Genomic DNA, 21,339 nt, shown 5'->3' with positions numbered 1-21,339 from the left:
ATGTGAAATGGCCTGGTTTGACATGTCTCGAAGTGGTTCCGGTCCAGGTCAGATCCAGTATGACCGGCGACGGAGTGCCCGCGCCGACGCATATGGATGCCCCCATTCCGCCTTGCGCGGGATGGGTTTCCGTGACGTGAGGGGAATGGCGTGAAAGTAAGATATGGGCGGGCGATAGCCTGCCTCGTGGTATCGGCGGTCGCCGGGACGATGCTCCCGCAAGTCGCCTACGCAGCACCGGTTTCGGGTGATCGCGACGAGGGTATTGCCCATGGCTTTGCGGGCTGGTTCTCGGACGACGACAAGGGGCCCGACAAGCCGGACGAGCCGTCGACCGGTGGAACGCCGGTGCTGCCGAGCCGTGAGAAGTTGCCGAAGGGCAAGGCAGCCGGTAAGGCCAAGCGTGTTGCCGAACTGACCGGGAGGCGTACGGCGAACGCCCGGTACTGGAAACTCTCCGACGGCCGGGTGCAGGCCGAGGTGTCGGCGGCGCCGACCGGCTACCGGTCGGGCAAGTCCTGGAAGGACATCGATCCGTCGGTCACCAAGACCCGTGCCGAAGGTTTCGAATTTGTCAACACAACCAATACCGCGCACAGTTGGTTCGGCTCGAGCCCTGACAAGCTGCTGAGGTTCGAGGCCGGCGACGGGCACGCGGTGACCCTGGGCCTTCAGGGCGCGGGCAAGCTCGCCCCCGTCGCCAAGGGTGACACCGTCACCTACAGGGACGCCGTGGCCGGAGCGGACCTGTCCTACCAGGTCGGCCCCGGACGGGTGAAGGAGAACATCGTCCTGGGCCGGAAGCCCACGGGCCCGGTCTCCTTCACCTTCACGCTGGATGCCGGCGGGCTGACACCGAAGCAGGGTCGGGACGGATCGGTCTCCTTCTACGGTGAGGGCGCGAATCCGGTCCTGGTGATCCCCTCGGCCTTCATGACGGACGCGAAGAAGGACGTCCGCTCGCCCTACGGGTTCGCCTACAGCAAGAAGGTCAGCCAGAAGCTGACCAGGGCGGGCAAGGGCTGGAACCTCAGGGTCACGCCCGATGCCGAGTGGCTGGCCGCAGCAGAGCGGCAGTACCCCGTGACGGTCGATCCCACGATCTCGATCGCGCCGACGCCGACGACGGCACAGGACGTGATGATCTCCTCGGACGGTCCGGGGACGAACTACGACGACAACTGGCGGTTGTCGGTCGGAAACACCAGCACAGGGTCCTCACGTGCGCTCATGCGGTTCCCACTGACCGGAGTACCGGCGGGCACGAAGCTCGACTCGGCCGATCTGAAACTGTACTACGACCAGACCCACACCACTGGTGACACCGAGGTGCAGCTGGAAGCGCACCGAGCCACGCAGCCGTGGACCGAGGGGCAGGCGACGTGGAACAGTGCCAACACCTTCACCGGTGAGTTGTCGGGCACCTCTGTTGTCGTCGATGACGGTGACACAGGGCGGACCGCTGCGGTGGGTGCGTGGCCGGCGTCGGGGAACACCGCTTACACGCAGTACGCCACGAACCAGGACTACCTCTACAACAAGGACACGGTCGCGGGAGACACATACTCCTGGCAGCCGAGCCTGCCGGAGGACGGTGACTACCAGGTCGAGACGCACAACGTCCCGGCCACCGACCGCGCCACGAACGCTCCCTACACCGTGACGTACAGCGGCGGGACGAAGGCGTACACCGTCAATCAGCAGGCCGGCACCGGCGGGGTCTGGAAGACACTGGGCACGCACCCGTTCAAGGCGGGCACTCTTGGCAAGGTCGTCCTGGGCGACGGCCCCGCCTCGACGTCTACGACCGTTCTTGCGGACGCGGTGCGTTTCACCAAGGGGGGTGTCGTCACGAAGAAGCCGGGTGAGCTCAACACCTGGCACACCTTCCCTGTCACCAAGACCGTCCAGTCCTGGATCGACGGCACGAACGCCAACAACGGATTCGTCATCAAAGCCGGTGACGAGAGCGTCAACGGGCCCAAAGGCGGACCGCGTTACGAGGGCAGCGAGTTCGGCTACGCGGGTGAGTCGGCGAACTATCCGAAGCTGGTCCTGACCTACGGCCGCCAGGGCGTCGACCTCACCGCCCCGACCACCATCCACGACACCGGTGCGGAACTGAACTGGTCCGCGTACGTGGATCCGTCGGCCCTGAGCACGGACGACGACCTGGTCGAGTACCAGGTGCACCGTTCCATCAACCAGACGTTCACCCCGTCCCCGGCCACCATGGTGGCGCCGGTGGCGCCGGGCACGACGTCGTTCACCGACACCACCGCGGCCCCGACCCGGGCCGATGATGTGGACCCGTTCGGCCGCGCGTACTACTACATGATCGCGGTGAAGACGAAGGACCGCCAGGTCCTCCCCGCGCAGACCCAGCTGGTCCGCCTCCCGAAGGCGGGCCGGACGACAAAGGTCCTGGAGGCGTCCGCCGACACCACCCTGTCCTCGGCCGAACCCTCGCTGGCCCACGACACGCTTACCGAAGGCGGCCCGCAGAACTGGATCTCCGCGGGCAACAACTCCCTCACCTACGGCAAGACCCGCGCCCTGCTGAAGTTCCCGGCCCTGAGCATCCCCGCGACCGCACGTGTGCTGGATGCGACGGTACGTCTGTGGGGCACCCAGACCAGTCAGGACGCGTCCGGAGCGGTCTACGAACTCCGGCCTTTGGCGCGGGACTTCGATGAGACGGCCACGTGGGTGAAGGCGAACGCCGCCACCACCTGGACGGCACAGGGCGGTGATGTCGGCGCGGTCGTGTCCGACAACGGGTCCAAGACCAACGACCCGGCGCGGCACGACTGGAACGTCACCTCACTCGCGCAGTCCTGGGTGAGCACCCCGACGTCCCAGAAGGGCGTCGCCATAAAAATGGCCGACGAAACCCTCAAGCAGGAACGCACCCTGTTCCTGTCCTCGGAGGGAGCCGAGCCCAAGCTCCACCCGAAGATCGTCGTCACATATATCGATTCGACGACCGCCTCGACGTACTTCGCGCCGCAGACCCCGGCCCGGATGACGCCGAACACCACCTACACGGTCGACTTCAACCTCACCAACACCACCACGACCACGTGGAAGGCCACCGACCAGGCCCTCACCTACAAGTGGGCTCTCCCCGACGGCACCGACGTCACCAACGGCGGCAACCAGATCCAGACCACCCTGCCGCGGGACGTCGCACCGGGTGACTCGGTCAGCCTCCAGGCACAGGTCAAGACCCCGATCAACTCCGATTCGGGCAACAAGCGCACCGACTACGCCCTGACCTGGGACGTCTTCAACAAGACGACCGGAACCTGGACCTCGGGCACTTCGGGCATCCCTGGCCTGCAGCAGAACGTGGCAGTGGAGGACCCGACCTCCAACCAGCTCGGCATGGAAAAGTTCTACGTATACACGGGCAAGAACACCGGCGCCGGCTCGACAGTGATGAGCGACCTGGCGTCTGGCAACAGTGTCTGGCAGTACAACGCCTTCACCAATCCTGGCCGCGGAGTCACCACGTTCGCCCGGTTCGCGTACAACAGTCTCGACACCTCCGACACGGTCTCCGGTCCCGGCTGGTCCTTCCAGGCAGCCGGCCCGATCCGGCTCGGTGCGCCGCTGGAGTTCCACCCGAAGCCGAACCCGACCGAGATCCGGCTCCCGGACGGCGACGGCACCACGCACGTCTTCCGCAAGCAGCCCGATGGCTCGTGGAAGGCCCCTGCGGGCGTCCACTACAAGCTGTCGGCGATGCCCGGTCTGGACTGTACGCCGCTGAAGGACCCGATCCCGGACGCCTGGACGATGACTCGTCCGGACGGCACCCGATTCCTGTTCGGCTGCGACGGCTACATGACCTCGCTGATCGAGAAGAACGGCAACACGCAGACCTACACATACGAGGAACGCAAGTCCAACAACAAGCCGACCAAGTTCCTCAAATACGTCACCGACCCGGCCGGCCGCCAGTCGCTGACCGTGGAGTACTACTCCAAGGCTGACGACAACAATCCGAAGATCATCGACCACATCAAGTCGATGACCGAAATCTCGGGCCGGAAGGTCACCTTCGAGTACTCCGACAAGGGCTTGCTCACGCAGCTCACCGACGGCGCCGGCTCCACTCAGCCGAAGGTCTTCGGCTTCGAGTACGACGCGACCCAGGGCAACAAGAACGTCAAGCTCGTCAAGGCCACCGACCCGCGCGGCAACGCCACGTCGCTGGCGTACAACTTCCCCCAGACCGGGGACGACCCGAAGTACCACTGGTGGACCAAGACGATCACCGACCGTCTCCGTGGCACCACCGGCTTCACCTACGCGGAGAACGCCGACAACGCCAAGTTCACCGACACCCAGGTCACGGACGCCGAGACGCGTGCCTCCGAATACGTGACCGACGACTTCGGCCGCGCCGTCCAGTCGACGAACGCCAAGTCGCAGACGATGAAGCTGTCGTGGGACGCGGACAACAACGTCATTTACACGGAGGAGAACAACGGCGCCAGGACGGCGTACTGCTACGACCAGAAGACCGGCTTCCCGCTCTGGAAGCGGGAAGCGGAGAGCAACAAGGGGGGTGTGCCGCCCCAGTCCGACTGCGCGCCGGGCAGCTACCCGGCGAACTCAGCCCAGTACGTGTACCAGACCCGTGCCGACGGCTACTCGGCCGATCTGTTCACCAAGACGTCGCCCGAGGGGCGGAAATGGCAGTTCGGATACGACACCTTCGGCAACCTGAGGGCGGTCACTGACCCGAAGGGCGTCGCCACCCCGACTGCGGGTGACTACACCACATCGTATGAGTACGACTCCTACGGCCAGCTGACCAAGGCGACCGACGCCAACGGCAACGAGGACACCAACAGCGGCTTCGGTCCCACGGGTTTCCCGACGACCATGACAGACGCACTGAAAAGGTCCTCGACCTTCGTCTACGACGAGCGGGGCCAGGTCACCGATGTCGTCGACGCGCTGGGCAAGAAGACCACGCAGACCTACGACGCTTTCGGGCGCCCGTTGGTCAAGTCCGAACCCAAGAACCAGGCCACCGGTGACCTGATCACCGCACCGGCACCCGTGTACGACCAGAACGACAACGTCACCACGTCGACGGCGCCCAACGGCGCGGTGTCCACCGCGGTGTACGACGCGACCGACCAGATGACCTCGGCGACCGCGCCGAAGTACACCACGACGTCGGACGAACGCAAGACGCTCTACACCTACGACAAGGTCGGCAACCTCAAGACGACGACCGAACCGAAGGGGGCCCTGACCGCGTCGGACGCGGGGGACTTCGTCACGACCAACTACTACAACGAGATCTACCAGCTCACCTCCGTCGTCAACGCGAACGGGGACAAGGTCAGCTACGAGTACGACAGCGTCGGCAACGCCACCAAGGTCGTCGACCCGAAGAAGAACGCCACGGCGGACACAGCCGACTACACCACCCTGTCGGCCTACGACCTCAACCACCGGGTCACCACGGTCACGGACGCCGTCGGCAAGACCAACAGGAAGTCCTACGACAAGGACAACCTGGTCGTGTCCACGACGGACGCCGAGGACAACACCACGCTCGTCACCTACGACGAGCGCGGCAAGCAGACCGAGGTGAAAGTCCCGCGCAGCGGGACCTCGCCGATCACCTACCGCACGACCCGAACCGAGTACGACCAGGTCGGCAACACCACCAAGGTGATCAGTCCGCGAGCCGTCGAAGCGGAGACGACCACGGCCTTCACCACCCGCACTGAGTACGACGCTCTGAACCGTCCCAAGCGGCAGTACCAGCCGTACGACCCCGCGGACGCACGCCACAACGACCCCAACGTCTACACCGAGACCGAGTACGACGCCGTGGGACGGGTCGCGAAGACCTCGATGCCGCCCTCGGAGGGGCAGACGATCCGCAACGTCACGACGAACGAGTACTTCGACAACGGGTGGACGAAGAGCTCCACGGATCCGTGGGACATCGCCGCCAGCTACGACTACAACGCCCTGGGCCAGCAGACGACAAGGACGCTGACATCGGCGGGCGGCTCGTCCAACCGGACGATGACGTGGTCCTTCTACCCCGACGGAAAGGTCAAGTCCCGTTCCGACGACGGTGTCCCCGTCGGCAAGTCCGTGGTCCTGGCAGACAACTCGGACAACCAGCAAACCTCCTCGACGGGGACATGGGCCACCGGGGACATCGGCGGGCAGCAGGGCTACGACCACCGCACCCACGCGGCCGGCACCGGCACCGACGCCTTCACATGGGCGCTCGACATCCCGGAGGACGGTACGTACGCCGCGTACGTGAAGTACCCGAAGGTGACCGGGGCCGCCGCCACCGCGAAGTACACGCTCTCGCACGGCACGGCGACCGAGCCGGCGGTCACCAAGGACCAGAACACCGGCGCGGGCACCTGGGTCAGCCTCGGCAGCTATACCCTCGAGCAGGGCGAGGACACCAAGCTGAAGCTGGCGCAGAACAGCGCCGGTGTCGTGGTCGCGGACGGCGTCAAACTGGTCCGTGACAACTCCGCGGAGACCGACACGGAGAAGCGAACCTACGCCTACGCCTACGACGCCAACGGCAACCTGACGACCATCGACGACACGTCGTCCGGCGCGAGGGCCGACGCCTACGCAGTCGCCTACACCGGGCTCGACCAGGTCCGGCAAGTGACCGAGTTCCTGGCCGGTCAGGAGAAGAAGGCGACGTCGTACACGTACGACGCCAACGGGCAGTCGGAGACGGTCACCCACCCCAGCCAGTTCTCCAAGTACACCTACGACCTGCGGGAAAAGGTCAAGACGGTGTCCGTCGGCAAGTCCGCCACGGACAGCGACCCCAAGGTCACCGCGTACACGTACACGGCGCGCGGCCAGAAGCTCAAGGAGACCAAGGACAACGGCAACACCGTCGACTACACCTACTACCTCGACGCCGCGCTGAAGTCGACGACGGAGAAGAAGGCGGACGGCACCACGCTGGTCGCATCCCACACCTACGCCTACGACGCCAACGGGAACAAGGCGCAGGACGTCGCGAAGAAGATGAACGCCGACAACCGTGCGGCGTACCTCGACTCCACGACAGACCTCACCTATGACCCGGCCGACCGGCTCACCAAGTCGGTCAAGACAGGCAACGGCGCCGGCACGGAGACGTACGTCCACGACGACAACGCCAACGTCATCAGCCAGGCCGTCAAGGGTGCAAGCACCACATTCCAGTACGACCGGAACAGGCTGCTGACCGGTACGACGTCGGGTGTCGACGCCGACTACGCCTACGACCCCTTCGGCCGCCAGCAGTCGGTCAGTTCCGGCGGCAAGGTCATCGAGCGGAGCGTCTACGACGGCTTCGACCATGTCGTGGAGTCCCAGAAGCTGGACGCCGACGGTGCGATGAAGTCGACGACGTACGCCTTCGACCCGCTGGACCGCACCGCGTCGAAGACGGTGGACGGCAAGACCACCGACTTCGAGTACCTGGGTCTGTCCGGCGAGGTCCTCGACGAGAAGGTCGCCGGCGCGCTGACGAAATCGTTCCAGTACAGCCCGTGGGGCGAGCGTCTGTCGCAGAGCAAGCACAATGCCGACGGCTCGACCGAAGACGGCTACTACGGCTACAACAGCCACACCGACGTCGAGACCCTGACCGACAAGAACGGCGACACCAAGGCCACCTACGGCTACACCGCCTACGGCAACAACGACGCCGCCGAGTTCACCGGCATCGACAAGCCCGAGACGGGCCAGCCGGACAAGGAGGAGTACAACCCCTACCGCTACAACGCCAAGCGCTGGGACGCCCAGTCCGGCACGTACGACATGGGCTTCCGCGACTACAGCCCGGGTCTCAACCGCTTCACCACCCGGGACATGTACAACGGTGCCCTCGCCGACATGAGTCTGGGCGCGGACCCGTACACCAGCAACCGTTACGCCTTCACGGGCGGCAACCCCACCAGCCTCGTCGAGCTGGACGGTCATGTCATCTGGTTCGCGATCCCGGCGGTCTACTGGGCGGCAGCCGCGCTGCTGGGCACCGCCGCCTACGCGTCGACTCCGCAGGGCAAGCAGGGCCTGGCGGACGCGGGGGCGGCCCTGGGCAGTCTGCTGATGCCGTCCGCGGACGAGGCCAGTTCCAGCGATTCGTCCGACGAGCCGCGTCCGGGTCCCACCCCTCAGCCATCGCCGGGCCCCGCGCCCAGGCCCGCACCGCGGACCACGGACACCAACAGCCCCACCTGCGACCCGATGCCTCTGATCGACGGGGGGCGGATTTACGGCGGCCTCGAGGAGTACACGGATCACCAGGGGAATAAGGGCTGCAGAGCGACCGGCGCCTATGCGTTCCTCACCAAGGCCGACCGCAGGTCGCGCACCGGGGCAGGCGGTATGCCGAAATGCGCCGAATGCGAACCTTCCGTTCAGCCGGACGGTATGGGAGAGATAGCTGCAGGAGGCGGGAACCCGCAGGCCGGCCACCTGATAGGTTATTGGGGCAAGGGTACCGGCCAGGACGTTCGAAACCTGGTTGCTTTGCACGGCAGGGCAAATGCGAGAATGGCGAGCAAGGTCGAATCCTTCGGATGGAAAGCCTTGAACGCGAACAATAAGCTGTTCATGTCGGTCGTGCCCGTATACGGAGACCCTCATTCGGCCGTTCCGACAACCGTGCAGGTGGGAATGACTGTATACGGACCGCAAGGGAATATCACGGACACCTACTCGTGTACTGCGATAAACTCCCCGACCGGCATCGGATCGAAGTGCTAGAAGGGGCCTAGTGGTGGCAACTCTCCCAGAGATCCAAGCCCTCTTGGGTGAACCCCAGTTCAACTGGTCGGATCCAGCGCCTTGGATCGAACTGGAGCGGGAACTCGGTATCAAATTCCCGGCAGACTTCCGTGAGATCGTGGACGCCTACGGTTCCATCTCGATCAACAAGCAACTCTATCTGAAGCATCCTGCAGGTCATCTCTTGCACAGCCTGGGAAAGAACATCAGGCTGGACCTTGAGCTCTGGCGTGAGGAGGACATGGCGGAGTTCCTGCCCAGTGCGGTCGGAGCCGGCCCTGGAGAACTGATGCCTGTGGCGACGGCCACGACAGGCGAAGCCGTTTTCCTTCGCGTTCCCGAAACCCCCTCGTCGCCTTGGCGTGTCGTGGTTCAGGAATTCGATAGTCCGGCGTGGACTCTCCATGAGATGACGTTCAGTGAGTGGTTGCTGGCGTATCTCAGGGGTGAGGACGTAACGGTGTGTTCTCGTAACCTCGCGCCTGACCGTCCGTTCTTCGAATTCCTGCCCTGAATGTGAATGCTGTGGTTTCGCTGTCCCGGTGGCAGGGGAAGCCACTGCATGGAACCTTGCCGTGACGCACAACGGAGCCCCGCCATCGCATGGCGGGGCTCCGTAGCCCGTCACGCAGTCGTTTAAGGTTGTCTCGCAACGGATGAGATGAGTCGACAGCCCTCCGTCAGACGGCGAGGAACTCGGGTAGCGGCGCTCCTTGAGGACTCGCCTCTCACTTCGGAGGCCGTCACCACGGATGTGTGCCACCTGCTCTCGCATGGCGAGGAGGAGTTGGCGTTCGACACCATGTGCTCGTGGATCTACCAGGATGCCCCGCCCATCACGCGCCAGTACCACGACCAATTGGTGGCAATGGCCGAAGAAATAGGCACCCCGACGTCCGTTCAGCGCCTCGACGAGCTGCTCGTCGACTGACACACGACCTCCGACGATCTTGCCGAGAGATGATCTCGCCATGGCTGGTGTGATCACGGCGTCGGAGCCGTCTTGGATAGCCCCGTTCACCGGGCTGAGCCCGCGCATCTTCGGGAAGCTGGTGACCGCGCTGCGCCGGGAGGGTGCGAATCCGGTACGGCGGGGCCGGCCGCTGGAAGACCGGGTGCTGCTGGTCGCCGGGTATTGGCGTACGAACTTGACCATGCGCCAACTCGCCCCACTCTTCGGAATATCGAAGTCGGCGGCCGACCGGATCATCGACCAACTCGGCCCGCTCTTCGCGCTGCAGCCCCGGCGCCGGTTCGCGAGAGATGCCGCGCTCATCGTGGACGGCACCCTGGTGCCCACCCGCGATCACAGCATCGCCGAGCAGTCCAAGAACTACCGCTACTCCACCAACCATCAGGTCATCATTGACGCCGACACCCGCCTGTTCGCTCGGCGCTTTGGTCCGCCCGTGCCCGCCCGTTCCGCCCTCTGGGCGGGCCAGTCGCCCACGGGTGGTGCGGGTGGGGTTGCCGGGGAGGTGCGGGGGTCGGCTGCCCGGCTCGTACAGGGCCGGCGCAGGGGTCGGGCCGGGCAGCATGAGGGGGCGTGCGTCAGCTCGTCGAGGGGTTGACGGTGAGGGTGGCCGTGTTGTTCGTCAGGTCGGGGTCGAAGGTGCGGACGGCAGGTTCGTAGGCGTCGTTGTAGAGGGCGGCGCGGGCGGTGGCGTTCGGGATGACCTCGTCGATGTGGAGGGTGAAGGGGAAGGTGTGGGTGGCGCGCTTGCCGGATTCGGTGAGGTAGATGGGGGTGTTGCAGCGGTAGCGGGTCTCGGACTGGGACCAGCAGGCGTCGGGGGCGGAGGCGACCGAGGTGCCGGCGGGGATGTCGATGTCGACGGTCGCGGCGGGTTCGCCCGCGCCGAGGGAGGCGACCCAGGCGGGGCCCGCGTTGTGGACGGTGACGGTGGCGGTGACGGTGTCGCCGGCCGCGCCGGAGACGGTGGAGGCGGTCAGCCGGTAGTCGGCCTGGTTGACGGTCTTCACCGTGAAGCTGCGGTACGGCTGGAGCTCGTCGGAGGGGGCGGCGGCCGGGGTGAGGTTCAGCTCCGGGCCGGCGCCCGGGGTGAAGGCGCGGCCGGTGCGGGCCTCGGCGAGCGCCTGCTCGGAGTAGGGCTGCGCCGAATAGTCGACGCGGTCGAAGAGGGCCATGTCCTTGGTGCGGAACTTCAGCGGGAGGGAGTGGTACGAGCCCGGGGTCGTCCGCTCGTCCAGGACGCAGAGGAACGTACGGCCGGTGACGGCGTTCGTGGACTCGCAGTTGGAGGGGACGGACATGCCGAGGCGGATGCCGCGGGAGGTGAAGACGGTGAGCAGGGTGCGGTCGGCGGTGCGGTTGCCCTGGTTGCCGAGGACGACGGAGGAGTCGAAGGACTGGTCGGGTGCCATGCCGGTGCGGTATTCGGCCTGGGTGAGGCCGAGCGCGGGGCCGTCGTTGACGGCGACGTAGGTCTCCCCCGGGTAGGCGTTCATGCCGCCGGCCTGAGCGGTGTAGCGGACGTAGCCGTCGTTGCCGTCGGTGGCGCCCGGCTTCGTGGTCAGGCCGATCCGCGCGGCGGGGGCGTTGGCGCCGCCGGGGAGTTCGGGGGTGGTGCAGACGGCGGTGGTCTCGTTCTCCGGGTGGCAGTTCGCGGGCCAGGTGACCTCGGCGAACGAGGCGACTCCGGAGGCGTCGACGGTGAGCGTGCCGGCCGGGACGGTGGTCGCCGTGTTGTCGTGGCTGATCTGCACGGTCAGCGACTGCGACAGTGCGGGGGAGCCGTCCTCGGACGGGCCCGCGAGGGTGATCTCGTACGGGTCGGACCAGAGCCACAGGGCGTCGGAGGCGGCCGCGGCGGGGGCCGCGGCCGGGCCGGTGACGGCGGCGAGCGCGCCGAGTGCGGCGGCGGAGGCGATGAGCGTCTTCTTCACTGGGATCAAGACAGCGGAGATCGGCGGATGGTTGTACGGGGGAGGAGGGCCGGTATCAGTCCGCCGGGTCGGCCGTGCGGTCGTCGAGGATGCCCGAGCGGGCGAGGAGGTAGCCGAGTTGGGCGCGGCTACCGCTGCCGAGGGCGGCGGAGGGTTTGGCGATGTGACCGCGGCAGGTGCGGACCTTCATGCCGAGGCGGCGGGCGATCGCTTCGTCGACGTGGCCCTCGACGAGGAGGTGGGCGATGGCCAGCTCGGGTGCCGGTGATCCCGTCGGGGCGGGCCCTGAGGGGGATTCCTCGGACCAGGGGGTGGGCTGGCAAGAGCACCCAGGCGATGGCCGACACGATTCGCGCGACCGAACGCCGCAAGCAGCACCTCACCGCCGCCTGGGCCACCCCGTTGACCATGATTCCGGCCTCTGCGGTTGGATACCTGACGATGATCTACCTGGACTGGGACGGCGTCCTCGCCGTCCTGTTCGCCTTCGCTCTGCGACGTATCTACCGCAGCAAGGGCAGCTCCTGGGCCACCGGAGCGGCCGGCGAGCGGCGCACCGCACGGATCCTCCTTCCGCTTGTCCTGTTCGGGGTGGACAGGTGATGAGCAACCTGATGCGCTGGGGCGACTACGACGACAGTTCCTGAACAGCTACGGCGACAAGCTCATGGCCACGGAGAAGAAGTTCACAGGCAACGGGCAGCACGAAGCCTGCAGCGCCTGGGGCCCGACGCGACGCTCAACCACACCGGTACGGATACCGGATGGAACCCGATGACGGGGTGCCTCAAGGCTCTCGCCAACCACCCGGACGCCGCGACATCCTTCTTCAACGACACCTTCCTCACCAAGGACGAGGACCACGACTTCACCGAGAAGAAGGACGACAGGGAGGTCAAGAATTCTCTGACCAACTTCGACTACCTCTTTGAGGAGCGCGACTGGCCCACCGACTACGACTCCGAACACGAGGAGAGCATCGCAGGACGGAACAACCTGGCGATGGCCCTCGAGGCCGCCACCACAGGTCACCCGGCCGGTGAGCTGCCGACGCTGGACACGCCGCACCACAACGCCGAGCAGACCACGCTCATGGAACGAATCGTGTCGTCCATCGGCGAGGACCCGGACAAGCGTCTGCTCGAGCACGGACACATGCTCGACAGCATGGGGCAGATCACCTCCGAGTACCTGCCGGACATCAGTCGGTACATCAGCGGCGCTGACCGGACCGACACCGACTCGACGTCGTGGGGGCAGACAAAGAAGATGTATCCGGTGGTCGGGGAAGAGGCCGTACTCGAGCCGCGAGACGTCACCAAGGTTCACTTCACCGTGGGCCAGAGCCCGGACGGCTACGCGGCGGTAGAAGTGGGCCAGAAGGCCTACATGAGCCAGCTGATGGAGTACCACCTCAATCCCGATCTGCCTGCCGGTCAGGTCGTGGACGACGACACGGAAGGTGTCGTGCGCCGAATCGCAGAGAAGTCGGGGGAGGTCTCCGGAACTCTCGCCCTGGGCCGCCAGGAGGAACTGGCGGCTGCCGGGAAGGAGAGGGACGAGGCGTACAAGGACTCGATGGACCTGGTCAAGAGCGGTATCTCGGGTGGTCTCGGTACGGAGGTCGGCGTAGGAACCTCCTTCGTCGCCACTCGCTGGATCGGAGCTGTCGCGGGTGGAGCCACCACCACCATCACCGGCACCGTCCTCGAATCCATGTTCCAGGACTTCAAGAGCACGGAACTGGAGGATACCGAGGACGCGAGGGGTGAGCTCTGGCAAGACGGCCTGAAGAACGACGGCAACCGGTCCGGCCAGGCAGCTCGGCTGGCCGCGGAAGAGCACGGCATGGTCGGCCCCGCGGACGCCGAGACGTGGGCTCGCGAAAGCGGCGCACAGGGTTTCTACAACGCCCCAGTCGATCGTCGACGGCCGTACCCCGGGTAGCCGGACAACGTCCTGACGAAGTCGCCAAGTTCCGCCCAGATTCCAAGCCGCCCTCGAGAGGTACCACCATGGCCCGCCGCCTACCGATCTCCGGATCACATTCCGGTCCTGCCTTCGCCGCCGTCGTTCTCGCCGTTTTGGCTGCCACGGTCACAGGATGTGGCGCCGATGAGGAGACCAGGGACTATTCCGTGCCAGGCGCCCTCTGCGGCATACCGTTCGACACCAAGGAGCTCACGCCGTTTCTCCCGCCGGGGAAGAAGCTCTCCGTCAAGCCCGACATCTCGCCTTCGGCGAACTGGTGCGATGTGTCCGTGGACGGAAAGCTCGCTGTCAGAACGGTTCAGAAATGGTGGCAGGGCGGGCATGACACGGCGTACTTCCTCCGCAGTCAGACCCTCGAGCGAGTGGAGAAGACCGCGGACGCGGGGCGGTACGTGTATTCCGACAACCAGGCCTTCGGCAAGACACAGGACTGCGTGGACGCGAAGTACAAGCAGGAGCTCTACACCGGAGTTCAGGCCTACGGTTCTGATCACGAGGACGCCGACGCCATGAAGCGTCTGATCGTCTCCTTCACCGAGACGGTCGAGACGTCGGATGCGTGTGACAGGTTGGCGCCATGAGGGACAAGTCGCTCAACGCCGGTGATACGTCCGATGCCGTCGGCCCATGAAGGGCGGGCGTTCAACTCACCCCGCGAGTATGGGCCGCTGCTATCCGAGAAGTGCACAGGCAGGAGCGCTGCCAGGCAGGACAGTTGTGGGCCGACCTGGCCCACAACTTCATGGGTGCCATTCGTGTGTGTAGAACCCCACCCAGTCTTGCGCTCCAAATGGCACGCGTCGACCAGCAGCAGCGGTTCCCCTCTACTCCTCGTACACGTTGGACGGGCGGCTGTAGGTCCCAGGCGGCTAGCTATCCTCGGGGTTGCCTTAACGGAGTTTGGTGGACATGAACGTGGACAATGCGGAGCGGCGGGTGCGGCTGTCGTTCCTCGGGTAGGGCTGCGTCTGGAGAGCTGCGTCCGTCGTCACTGCAGGGGTGATGTCCGCCCGTACCAATTGAGCGAGCCCCGGCTCCCCGCAGGGCTGGGCGAGCGGTGCCGCGCGGCGATGTACGCCTAGGGGAATCATGCGCCCGTGGTGCTGGACGAACACGATGGTCACTGGGGAGGGTTCGCCTGTCTTCCGAAGCCGGCCTTCGCCGCCGACCTCCGGATGCGCCGCCGTAGCTTCGCCGGTGAACTCGAACGCGGGCAGCGGCTGAATTTCTGCGGGCCTACCGTAATCTGGTTCACCCGCTCGCCGCGAGCGAGCCGAGCACAGCGCGGACTTCGATACAGCCGACCTGTGCTGGTCCACAGTCAACGCCGTCGTCAATGACTTGGCGGCGAGCAGCGTCCAGCCCTCAGTAGGGAACGGGAACGCGTCGCTGCGGTTCGGCCGTGGGCTCTCGAGTGGTTCCATTGCCGTCTGGTGGCGTGGACCGGGATAGCGCCCCCACGCCGGTGGCACTCGAAGCGTTCGGTGCAGAAAGGGGAGCGATCAAGGCCCGGGCCAGCCGAGCAAGAGCCAACCTTATGGGCCCTATGATGGCTCAGCCATGGCGCCTAGGGGACTCAGTCCGTCCAGGCCCTCGCCCGCGAGGTGCCCAGCGGTGGGCGCGGCCCGCGTTGGGTGCCTCCGCCAAACCACCGAGGGAGTCCTGGTCGTTGCCAGGCTCCCTCGCGGTGATCACCGCGACACGGTCCAACGGATGCCAGCGCGCCGAGCTTCCCGCATGCCAGGGCGTCCCCCGGCCCCTGGCGGGGCCGGGGCGCCCAACGTCCAGGGTGGGTCACGCGATGCCGGGCTCTTCCAGCGCCACCACGACCGTCACCGGAAGATCTGTGTCCTGCTGGATCACGCCGGCAGTCAGGATCCGGGCGTCAAGGGCCCACTTCGTCACCGTAATGAACTCGTCCCGGTCCGCCTCCGTCGGCTCGGCCTCGATGAGGTGGCCGACAAGCGGGGACTCCTCGACCTCGGGTAGGAAGTCGGCCAGCGCTTGCTCCCCCTGCTCGTAGACGGCCTCCAGATCGTCGAAATAACCCGACTCGTCGACATCGCGGATCCAGACGGCGAACGAGACACTGACCGTCCCACTGGTAAACGTCTGGATCCAGGCCCCGATGCTGCCCTTGTCCCACGACGTTTCCACACCGTGGCGGGGTTTACCTCCGGGTGTCCACTCCTGGGCCGAGAACCGCGCCGCCGCGCCCTCGGCAGTCAGCGGGGCGAGGCCCCGGAGCTCTTCCAGCATTGCGATCACTGCAGCCACGAACTCATTCCACTCATGCTGTTGCCGGGCACGTGATACACCTTCAGCTGCCCGCTGGCACAGGCCTCGGGGAAGGCCCTGGACAGCACTTCCATCACATGCGCGGCACCCCATTCATTGGACACCATAGAGCCGACCCCCTTGCCTCCGAGGTCCTCGATGAGGGCGGGGACTCCTCCATTCACCGATTCTGTCACCGCCGGTCCACTTCGCCTCTGTGATCCAGCCGTCCCGCGGTCCTCCGTCGAGTGGACCTCCCGGCCATCTGGCAGGATCCACTGCTGCTCGTAGCTCTGATCGGTGACGAGCCGCTGGAATCGGAACGGCGCCGTTCGAGCAGCTTGTCCGTCAGCCAGCGGTGATGGAGCAGCAGCGCAGGCACGGTCGTGCCGTTCGGCGAGGAGAGGATCTCGGACCGGGGGATCGAGCACTCGCCTTTCAGGAAGTCGATGGCGAAGCGAAGGGCCCTCTCGGTGGCGTGCGATGTCTCCTTCAGCGCGGTCTCGTCCACCTCCGCTCCGATGAGCTTGATGTGATGGGCGCCGGTGCCCACGAGGAGGCTCATGAGGCGCAGAACGGCTTCCCTGTTCAGGTCGAAGTCGCTGTCCCGTAGCTCCTGGTGAAAGGCGTCCATGGTGTCCAGGCCGGCGGACCAGCAGGCCGCGATGGCGCTGTACACGAGATCGGGGTCAACTCCCCGTCGAGAGCTGGCTGGGGGAGCCGATCGAACTGTGCACCGAGGCTGAGATCGCCTTCGCGGACCGACTGCGACGAGCGGTCTTCGGCGGCGTTCCGAGCGAGCCCATGCGTCATCTGGGCGAAAAACGAGAGGAGTTCGCCGGGGCCGTCTGGATCACGGACGACCGCGACGCGGGCGAGTACGCCGCGGCGCGCGGTATTCCCGTCAAGAGCACCGTCACCCCCATGCGCGAGGCCGCCGTGGACGGGCTCATCCATCATGTGGAGGGGCCCCGTCTCCTCCTCGGGATGGTCGCCGACGGGCGGCACATCCGTGGCGTTGCGGACCGCGCCGAGCGCTTGCTGGACTGACGGCTCACGACGGGACGTGCTTCCCGACGGACAGGTGGACGCGGGTCGGAAACGTTCGGGGGCTGTCTACTCGTCCTCCCAGGTCAGCGCGGCCATCCGCCAGCCGACGGGCGTCCGTACGAACTGGGTCGTCTTGCGGCCCGCGCCCTCGAACCGTTCGCCGTCGTGGAAGCCGGACTTGCGGTATTGGCTGATGCGGTGCGCGATCGACTCGAAGATCTCCGTCCGCTCGGAGACCTCCCACTCGGAGAACTCCGTCAGCGTCCCATCGGTGAGCAGCTTCGCCCGGGGTTCGATGAACGCGTCGAGGTCGTAGACCACGGGGCCCGTCCTGGTATTGCTGATGATCATTCCCTGAGGGATGAACACCTGCCGGATCAGGTCGACTTCGGGGCTGGAGCCGTTCGTGTTGTCGAACGCGCCGAGGAAGGTGGTCATCAGGCGGTCGAGCTCTGCCTTGTCGGCCGGTGCTGTGCTGCCGGATGCGGGCGGCCACTCGTCGGAGAGGACCGACCAGATCTCTATGTCGAGTCGCTCGCCCCGGTACTCGGTGTGCCGCCGCAGCACCCCCTCCCGGGTCAGCCCGAGGCGGCGGGCCGCTTCGATGCTTCGGGTGTTGACCGAGGAGACCCACCATTCGACGCGGCTCATCCCGCGTTCCCCGAACGCCCAGTCGATCAGTTCCCGGCACGCCTGGTTCACCAGGCCCAGGCCTTGGCCCGCTTCCTCCGCCCAGCAGCCGATCTCGCAGTTCCCCGACGCCGTGTCGAAGCGCGTGAACATCACGCCGCCGACCAAGGTGCCGTCCCGCCAGATCCCGTAGATCCGGCCCGTGTCGGTGGCCTGCCTGTCGGCGTAGCGCTGGAGGGTGGCCGTGGCGGAGGCGAGGTCGGTGCTGAAGGTCGCCCAGGGGATCCAGGGGTCGACGTTCGGGCGGGCTCGGTCGATGTGGTCGAGGAACTCCTGTGCGTGCGCGGGCTCCAGAGGGCGGAGCTGGGCGTTCACGCGGAGCGGGCGTATGAACACGGGGACCTCGGTTCGATGATGCGGGGTACGTAACGAGCGTTCGGTACGTAAGCTAGCAGCATGCCGCCACCCGCACCCGGAGACCACGAAGCCCGACGCAAGGACGTTTCCGAGGCGGTGTGGGCCGTGCTCGCAGACAAAGGGTTCGGCGGGCTGACACTGCGAGCCGTCGCCGCCGCGATGAACGGCTCGACGGGGATGCTCATGCACTACTTCCCGACCAAGCGGGCTCTGATCGCGCACGCGCTGGACCTGTTGGAGGTACGTTCCGCGGAACGCCCGCGCCGCGTGCGGCCTGCCGAGGGGCTGCCGTCGGTGCGCGCCATGCTGCTGGACATCCTGCTGCTGACGCCGGACGACACCGCCCGCAACCGCATCTGGGTCAGCTCGTGGGACCTCGCGCTTGCCGACGAGGGGCTGGCCGGCGAGCAGGCCGGGCGCTACGCACGGTTGCGGGGGATGGTCCGGCCGCATCTCGAAGCGGCCGGCCGAATGGGACAGTTGAGCGATGCGGCTGCCGACGCCGAACAACTGGCGGCTGCGGCAGTCGCGTTCACTCATGGGCTGGTCGTGCAGGCGCTCTTCGACCCCGACCGGTTCTCTGCCGACGTGCAGACCGCGATGCTCGACGACTTCCTGGCCTCGCTCGGGCGCGCAGTCGTCGCAGATCGACACCCGTCTCGACGCCCTGGGTTGCCTGGGCGCGCTGCCGGATGACCGAAGGCCGCCTTGCCAGCGCGGGGTTCGAGGGGGTGCGTGTAGAGGGAGCGGTCCGCGGCGACGGCGTGAACCGCTTCCCAGTCGGTGGACGCGGAAGCGGCACCCTTGTCCTCGCGGCCGTTGGACGTGCCCGGCAGACGCCTGGTCGCCGGCTTCGTGTTCGGCCTCGTCCAACAGTTGTGTCGCAGTGACGGTCCGGCCTCGTCCAAGAGTTGTGCCGCAGTGACGGTCCGGCCAGATCCACCGGTGTCGTCCACCCTCACGGTTCATCGCCTCCTGTTCCCCCTGCGTGGCAACGGCCTCTGGACAAGGCAGTGTTGGCTTCGTCGACACGCTGCTGGCGTGAGCTGGCTGATTCGGGTGTGGCGACGCTCCCTGTCGGCGGTCCGCACCACGGTTGACGGACATGCACCCCCGGCAAGGATGGCGCCATGGCCTATGGCCTGCCAGCCCACGTCACATCACGTCCGCGTCGGAAGTCATGTCAGACGGAGGGAGTCGCTGCAAAATAGAATGGTGTCAAGTCTCCGCAATGACCCTCGCACCTCCGCTGCCGTTCGCGGCAGCGGCTGGGTGGCCAACTCTCCACAAGCTGACCAGTTATTGGCGCGCCTGGAGCCGAACGAACGGGTCGAGCTACTGTTCACCACTCTCCGGTTCCAGGGCGCGCTGACCGGTCGACGCCTCCTTCTGTGGCGGGGCACCTTCAAGGTGGCCCACATGGAACTGAGCCGTCCCCTTACCCTCATCGAGGGCAGAGGCCCATCCCGCTTCGGCGAGGCAGTCGTGCTCGACGGCTCCGAAGGCGCGATAGAGCTCAATTCTCTCTCTCCGGCCGTGGCCAGGGCTTTGGTCAGCGCCGGGCGGCGCAGGAACGGCAACGTCTCTGGTGCGCCTCCGCACGTCGCGCAGCACGACCACGAGCTGTTCGGGATGACAGGACCGGGCCGAGGGGCACCCGGCCAGGCTCCCGCACCTCCGTATGCGGAAGGAAGCGCAAGCTCACCGGAGGGGAGGTGCCATACAGGGAGCATCCGCACATGGCAGGACGCCGAGCTCGCCGCCGCCGACCACATGCGCAGTCTCGGCTTCACCGACGCGCGGGTGACGGGTGCCGGTGCGGACGGGGGCATCGACGTGGTCGCCCGCGACGCCGTGGCGCAGGTGAAGCACTACAGCCAGCCGATCGGTGTCGGACCCATTCGAGAACTGCGGGGAGTGGCGGACTCCCACCACCACCTGCTGTTCTATGCGTCCGGTGGCTACACGGCCAGCGCCCGGCAGTTCGCCGACGAGAGAAAAGTGGCGCTGTTCACCATTCTGGAACTCGGTGACATCACTCCGCTCAACCCGGCAGCGGTTCGCCTGTCCGCTCGTCCGGCCCCGTCGGCCGGATGGAGCCGGACGATCTCCAGTCCCGACCAGGCGGCTTCGGGGCGAGGCTGGACGCCGACTGCGCGCGCGAGTCAGCGTTCCGCCGAGCTGGATGCCCAGCGGCAGACCGTGCTCCGTCTGATCACTCGCGTCCGTGCACGTACCAGTGAGGTGCACGCCCTGCCGTCCAACCGGTGCACCAAGGACCTCATCAAGGCGCTGAAGGCGGCGCACAAGCTGACGGAGCGGGCGGATTCCCTGCTGGTCAAGTCGCAGGCCGACTTCCAGACGTACGGCACGCGGAAACGGTTCATAGCCATGGCCGACGAGAAGGCCCGCGAAGCCGCCCTCAAGCTGGGGATGCGTACCTGACGGACCGGTCGTTCATCTCGTGAGGCCCAGTGCATCCCGCAGCCGCAGCTCGAAGAGCTCGCCGGGTTCCAGTGCCGGCTTGAGAACCCGCCCCTGTGCAAGCGCCCGCTGACGACAGCCCGCACACGCTGTTGCGCCGACGGGATCACGAGCTGGTGTCGAGAAGCTCGGCGCGGGCGGTCTTGCCGCCGGGCGGGTGGGATACGCAGTCCCAGTGGGTACGCAGTGGCAGCCGGTATCGCCATGCACGCCGCGTTCACGTGCCTCAAGCCCCGACAGCTCATCACCTTCTCAGGCCCCACCACCTACCTCGCCTTCACCACCTGACGCCTGCCAGGCAATCGGCGGCGGCAGGCCGACGTCCGTCGACGGGCGCCCCGGGGATTCCGTCCCTGGTGCGCCCCGGCAACGCTTGACCTGGAGTGCACTTCAAAATGCAGATTCCCCTTCGAGCCCGGACGACGGCCGAAGGGGAGGAAGAACACCATGAAGTACCGCACCATAGGCACCGACCCCGCCCACCGGCGTGAGGTGAGCGTGCTCGCGCTCGGCGCGATGCTGTTCGGTTCGCTCACCGATGAGAAAACCTCTTTCGACCTTCTCGACCGCTCATGCGCCGTTCCCGCCCTCCCCGCACCGCGTCGGCGGCGGCAGCGCCGCGCCTGCACCATCCTGCGGGCAGCCCTGCAGCCTTGTGCCAGCTGACGGCCTTCCGCCCGGCCGGTGGCCCCGCCATCGTTGACGGCACAGACGGAACGCCGCCCGGCCGGGCCCTCGGGGTCCGGGGGGCCGCGCTGCCGTACGGACCTGTGGCGG

At 66.6% G+C, this 21,339-nt stretch carries 12 protein-coding genes and 4 pseudogenes; 11 read left to right on the top strand and 5 right to left on the bottom strand.

Annotated elements, in window-relative coordinates:
* Positions 1–210 precede the first annotated feature (210 nt).
* From OG488_RS04710 to OG488_RS04695, 4 genes and pseudogenes are all read left to right on the top strand, one after another.
* On the top strand, positions 211–8,784 hold the full coding sequence (locus OG488_RS04710; protein WP_329238433.1) for a golvesin C-terminal-like domain-containing protein: 8,574 nt from the start codon (positions 211–213) through the stop codon (positions 8,782–8,784).
* 13 nt (positions 8,785–8,797) lie between these two features.
* Entirely contained in the window at positions 8,798–9,319 is a 522-nt protein-coding gene (locus OG488_RS04705) for an SMI1/KNR4 family protein (RefSeq protein ID WP_329226193.1), read from the top strand.
* A 147-nt stretch (positions 9,320–9,466) separates the two neighbouring features.
* Positions 9,467–9,736, top strand: a complete 270-nt coding sequence (locus OG488_RS04700; RefSeq protein ID WP_329226192.1) for a MafI family immunity protein — start codon at positions 9,467–9,469, stop codon at positions 9,734–9,736.
* 40 nt (positions 9,737–9,776) lie between these two features.
* Positions 9,777–10,190: pseudogene (locus OG488_RS04695) on the top strand (transposase family protein); the annotation flags it as partial.
* A 166-nt stretch (positions 10,191–10,356) separates the two neighbouring features.
* Here the strand turns inward: OG488_RS04695 and OG488_RS04690 are convergent.
* A complete protein-coding gene (locus OG488_RS04690; RefSeq protein ID WP_329226190.1) occupies positions 10,357–11,712 on the bottom strand; it encodes a hypothetical protein in 1,356 nt (451 codons plus the stop codon).
* 55 nt (positions 11,713–11,767) lie between these two features.
* A pseudogene (locus OG488_RS04685) lies at positions 11,768–12,022 on the bottom strand (helix-turn-helix transcriptional regulator); the annotation flags it as partial.
* Positions 12,023–12,048: 26 nt separating this feature from the next.
* On the opposite strand from OG488_RS04685, the gene OG488_RS04680 reads away from it, so the two are divergent.
* From OG488_RS04680 to OG488_RS04670, 3 genes and pseudogenes are all read left to right on the top strand, one after another.
* Entirely contained in the window at positions 12,049–12,315 is a 267-nt protein-coding gene (locus OG488_RS04680) for a hypothetical protein (RefSeq protein ID WP_329226189.1), read from the top strand.
* A 102-nt stretch (positions 12,316–12,417) separates the two neighbouring features.
* A pseudogene (locus OG488_RS04675) lies at positions 12,418–13,659 on the top strand (DUF6571 family protein); the annotation flags it as partial.
* Positions 13,660–13,727: 68 nt separating this feature from the next.
* Complete coding sequence (locus tag OG488_RS04670) at positions 13,728–14,285, top strand: hypothetical protein (RefSeq protein ID WP_329226185.1); 558 nt, start codon at positions 13,728–13,730, stop codon at positions 14,283–14,285.
* A gap of 1,213 nt (positions 14,286–15,498) precedes the next feature.
* Here OG488_RS04670 and OG488_RS04665 read toward each other — a convergent pair.
* Together OG488_RS04665 and OG488_RS04660 are read right to left on the bottom strand one after the other, a co-directional pair.
* Entirely contained in the window at positions 15,499–15,972 is a 474-nt protein-coding gene (locus tag OG488_RS04665; RefSeq protein WP_329238431.1) for a hypothetical protein, read from the bottom strand.
* Positions 15,973–16,174: 202 nt separating this feature from the next.
* A complete protein-coding gene (locus tag OG488_RS04660) occupies positions 16,175–16,660 on the bottom strand; it encodes a hypothetical protein (protein WP_329226183.1) in 486 nt (161 codons plus the stop codon).
* A 125-nt stretch (positions 16,661–16,785) separates the two neighbouring features.
* On the opposite strand from OG488_RS04660, the gene OG488_RS04655 reads away from it, so the two are divergent.
* Positions 16,786–17,031: a hypothetical protein gene (locus tag OG488_RS04655; RefSeq protein WP_329226181.1), complete on the top strand. Its 246-nt coding sequence runs from the start codon at positions 16,786–16,788 to the stop codon at positions 17,029–17,031.
* Positions 17,032–17,097: 66 nt separating this feature from the next.
* On the opposite strand, the gene OG488_RS04650 is transcribed toward OG488_RS04655, so the two are convergent.
* Positions 17,098–18,057 (bottom strand): GNAT family N-acetyltransferase, encoded by a 960-nt coding sequence (locus OG488_RS04650; protein ID WP_329226179.1) that lies wholly within the window; start codon positions 18,055–18,057, stop codon positions 17,098–17,100.
* 60 nt (positions 18,058–18,117) lie between these two features.
* On the opposite strand from OG488_RS04650, the gene OG488_RS04645 reads away from it, so the two are divergent.
* The 3 genes and pseudogenes from OG488_RS04645 to OG488_RS04635 form a co-directional block, all read left to right on the top strand.
* Positions 18,118–18,774, top strand: a complete 657-nt coding sequence (locus tag OG488_RS04645) for a TetR/AcrR family transcriptional regulator (RefSeq protein WP_329226178.1) — start codon at positions 18,118–18,120, stop codon at positions 18,772–18,774.
* A gap of 519 nt (positions 18,775–19,293) precedes the next feature.
* The gene (locus OG488_RS04640; RefSeq protein WP_329226176.1) at positions 19,294–20,523 is read left to right on the top strand and encodes a restriction endonuclease; all 1,230 of its coding nucleotides are present in this window, start codon (positions 19,294–19,296) and stop codon (positions 20,521–20,523) included.
* A gap of 486 nt (positions 20,524–21,009) precedes the next feature.
* A pseudogene (locus tag OG488_RS04635) lies at positions 21,010–21,132 on the top strand (aldo/keto reductase); the annotation flags it as partial.
* Positions 21,133–21,339 lie beyond the last annotated feature (207 nt).

This window comes from Streptomyces sp. NBC_01460 (assembly GCF_036227405.1).
GTDB lineage: Bacteria > Actinomycetota > Actinomycetes > Streptomycetales > Streptomycetaceae > Streptomyces.
The sequence above is the reverse complement of the archived record's forward strand: the minus strand, read 5'-3'. Positions and strand labels throughout refer to the sequence as shown.

Excerpts from the sequence above, each read along its gene's own strand:
- OG488_RS04710 (WP_329238433.1), top strand. The coding sequence starts at position 211 with ATGCTCCCGCAAGTCGCCTACGCAGCACCGGTTTCGGGTGATCGCGAC.
- OG488_RS04700 (WP_329226192.1), top strand. The coding sequence starts at position 9,467 with ATGAGTCGACAGCCCTCCGTCAGACGGCGAGGAACTCGGGTAGCGGCG.
- OG488_RS04680 (WP_329226189.1), top strand. The coding sequence starts at position 12,049 with ATGGCCGACACGATTCGCGCGACCGAACGCCGCAAGCAGCACCTCACC.
- OG488_RS04670 (WP_329226185.1), top strand. The coding sequence starts at position 13,728 with ATGGCCCGCCGCCTACCGATCTCCGGATCACATTCCGGTCCTGCCTTC.
- OG488_RS04655 (WP_329226181.1), top strand. The coding sequence starts at position 16,786 with ATGCGTCATCTGGGCGAAAAACGAGAGGAGTTCGCCGGGGCCGTCTGG.
- OG488_RS04645 (WP_329226178.1), top strand. The coding sequence starts at position 18,118 with ATGCCGCCACCCGCACCCGGAGACCACGAAGCCCGACGCAAGGACGTT.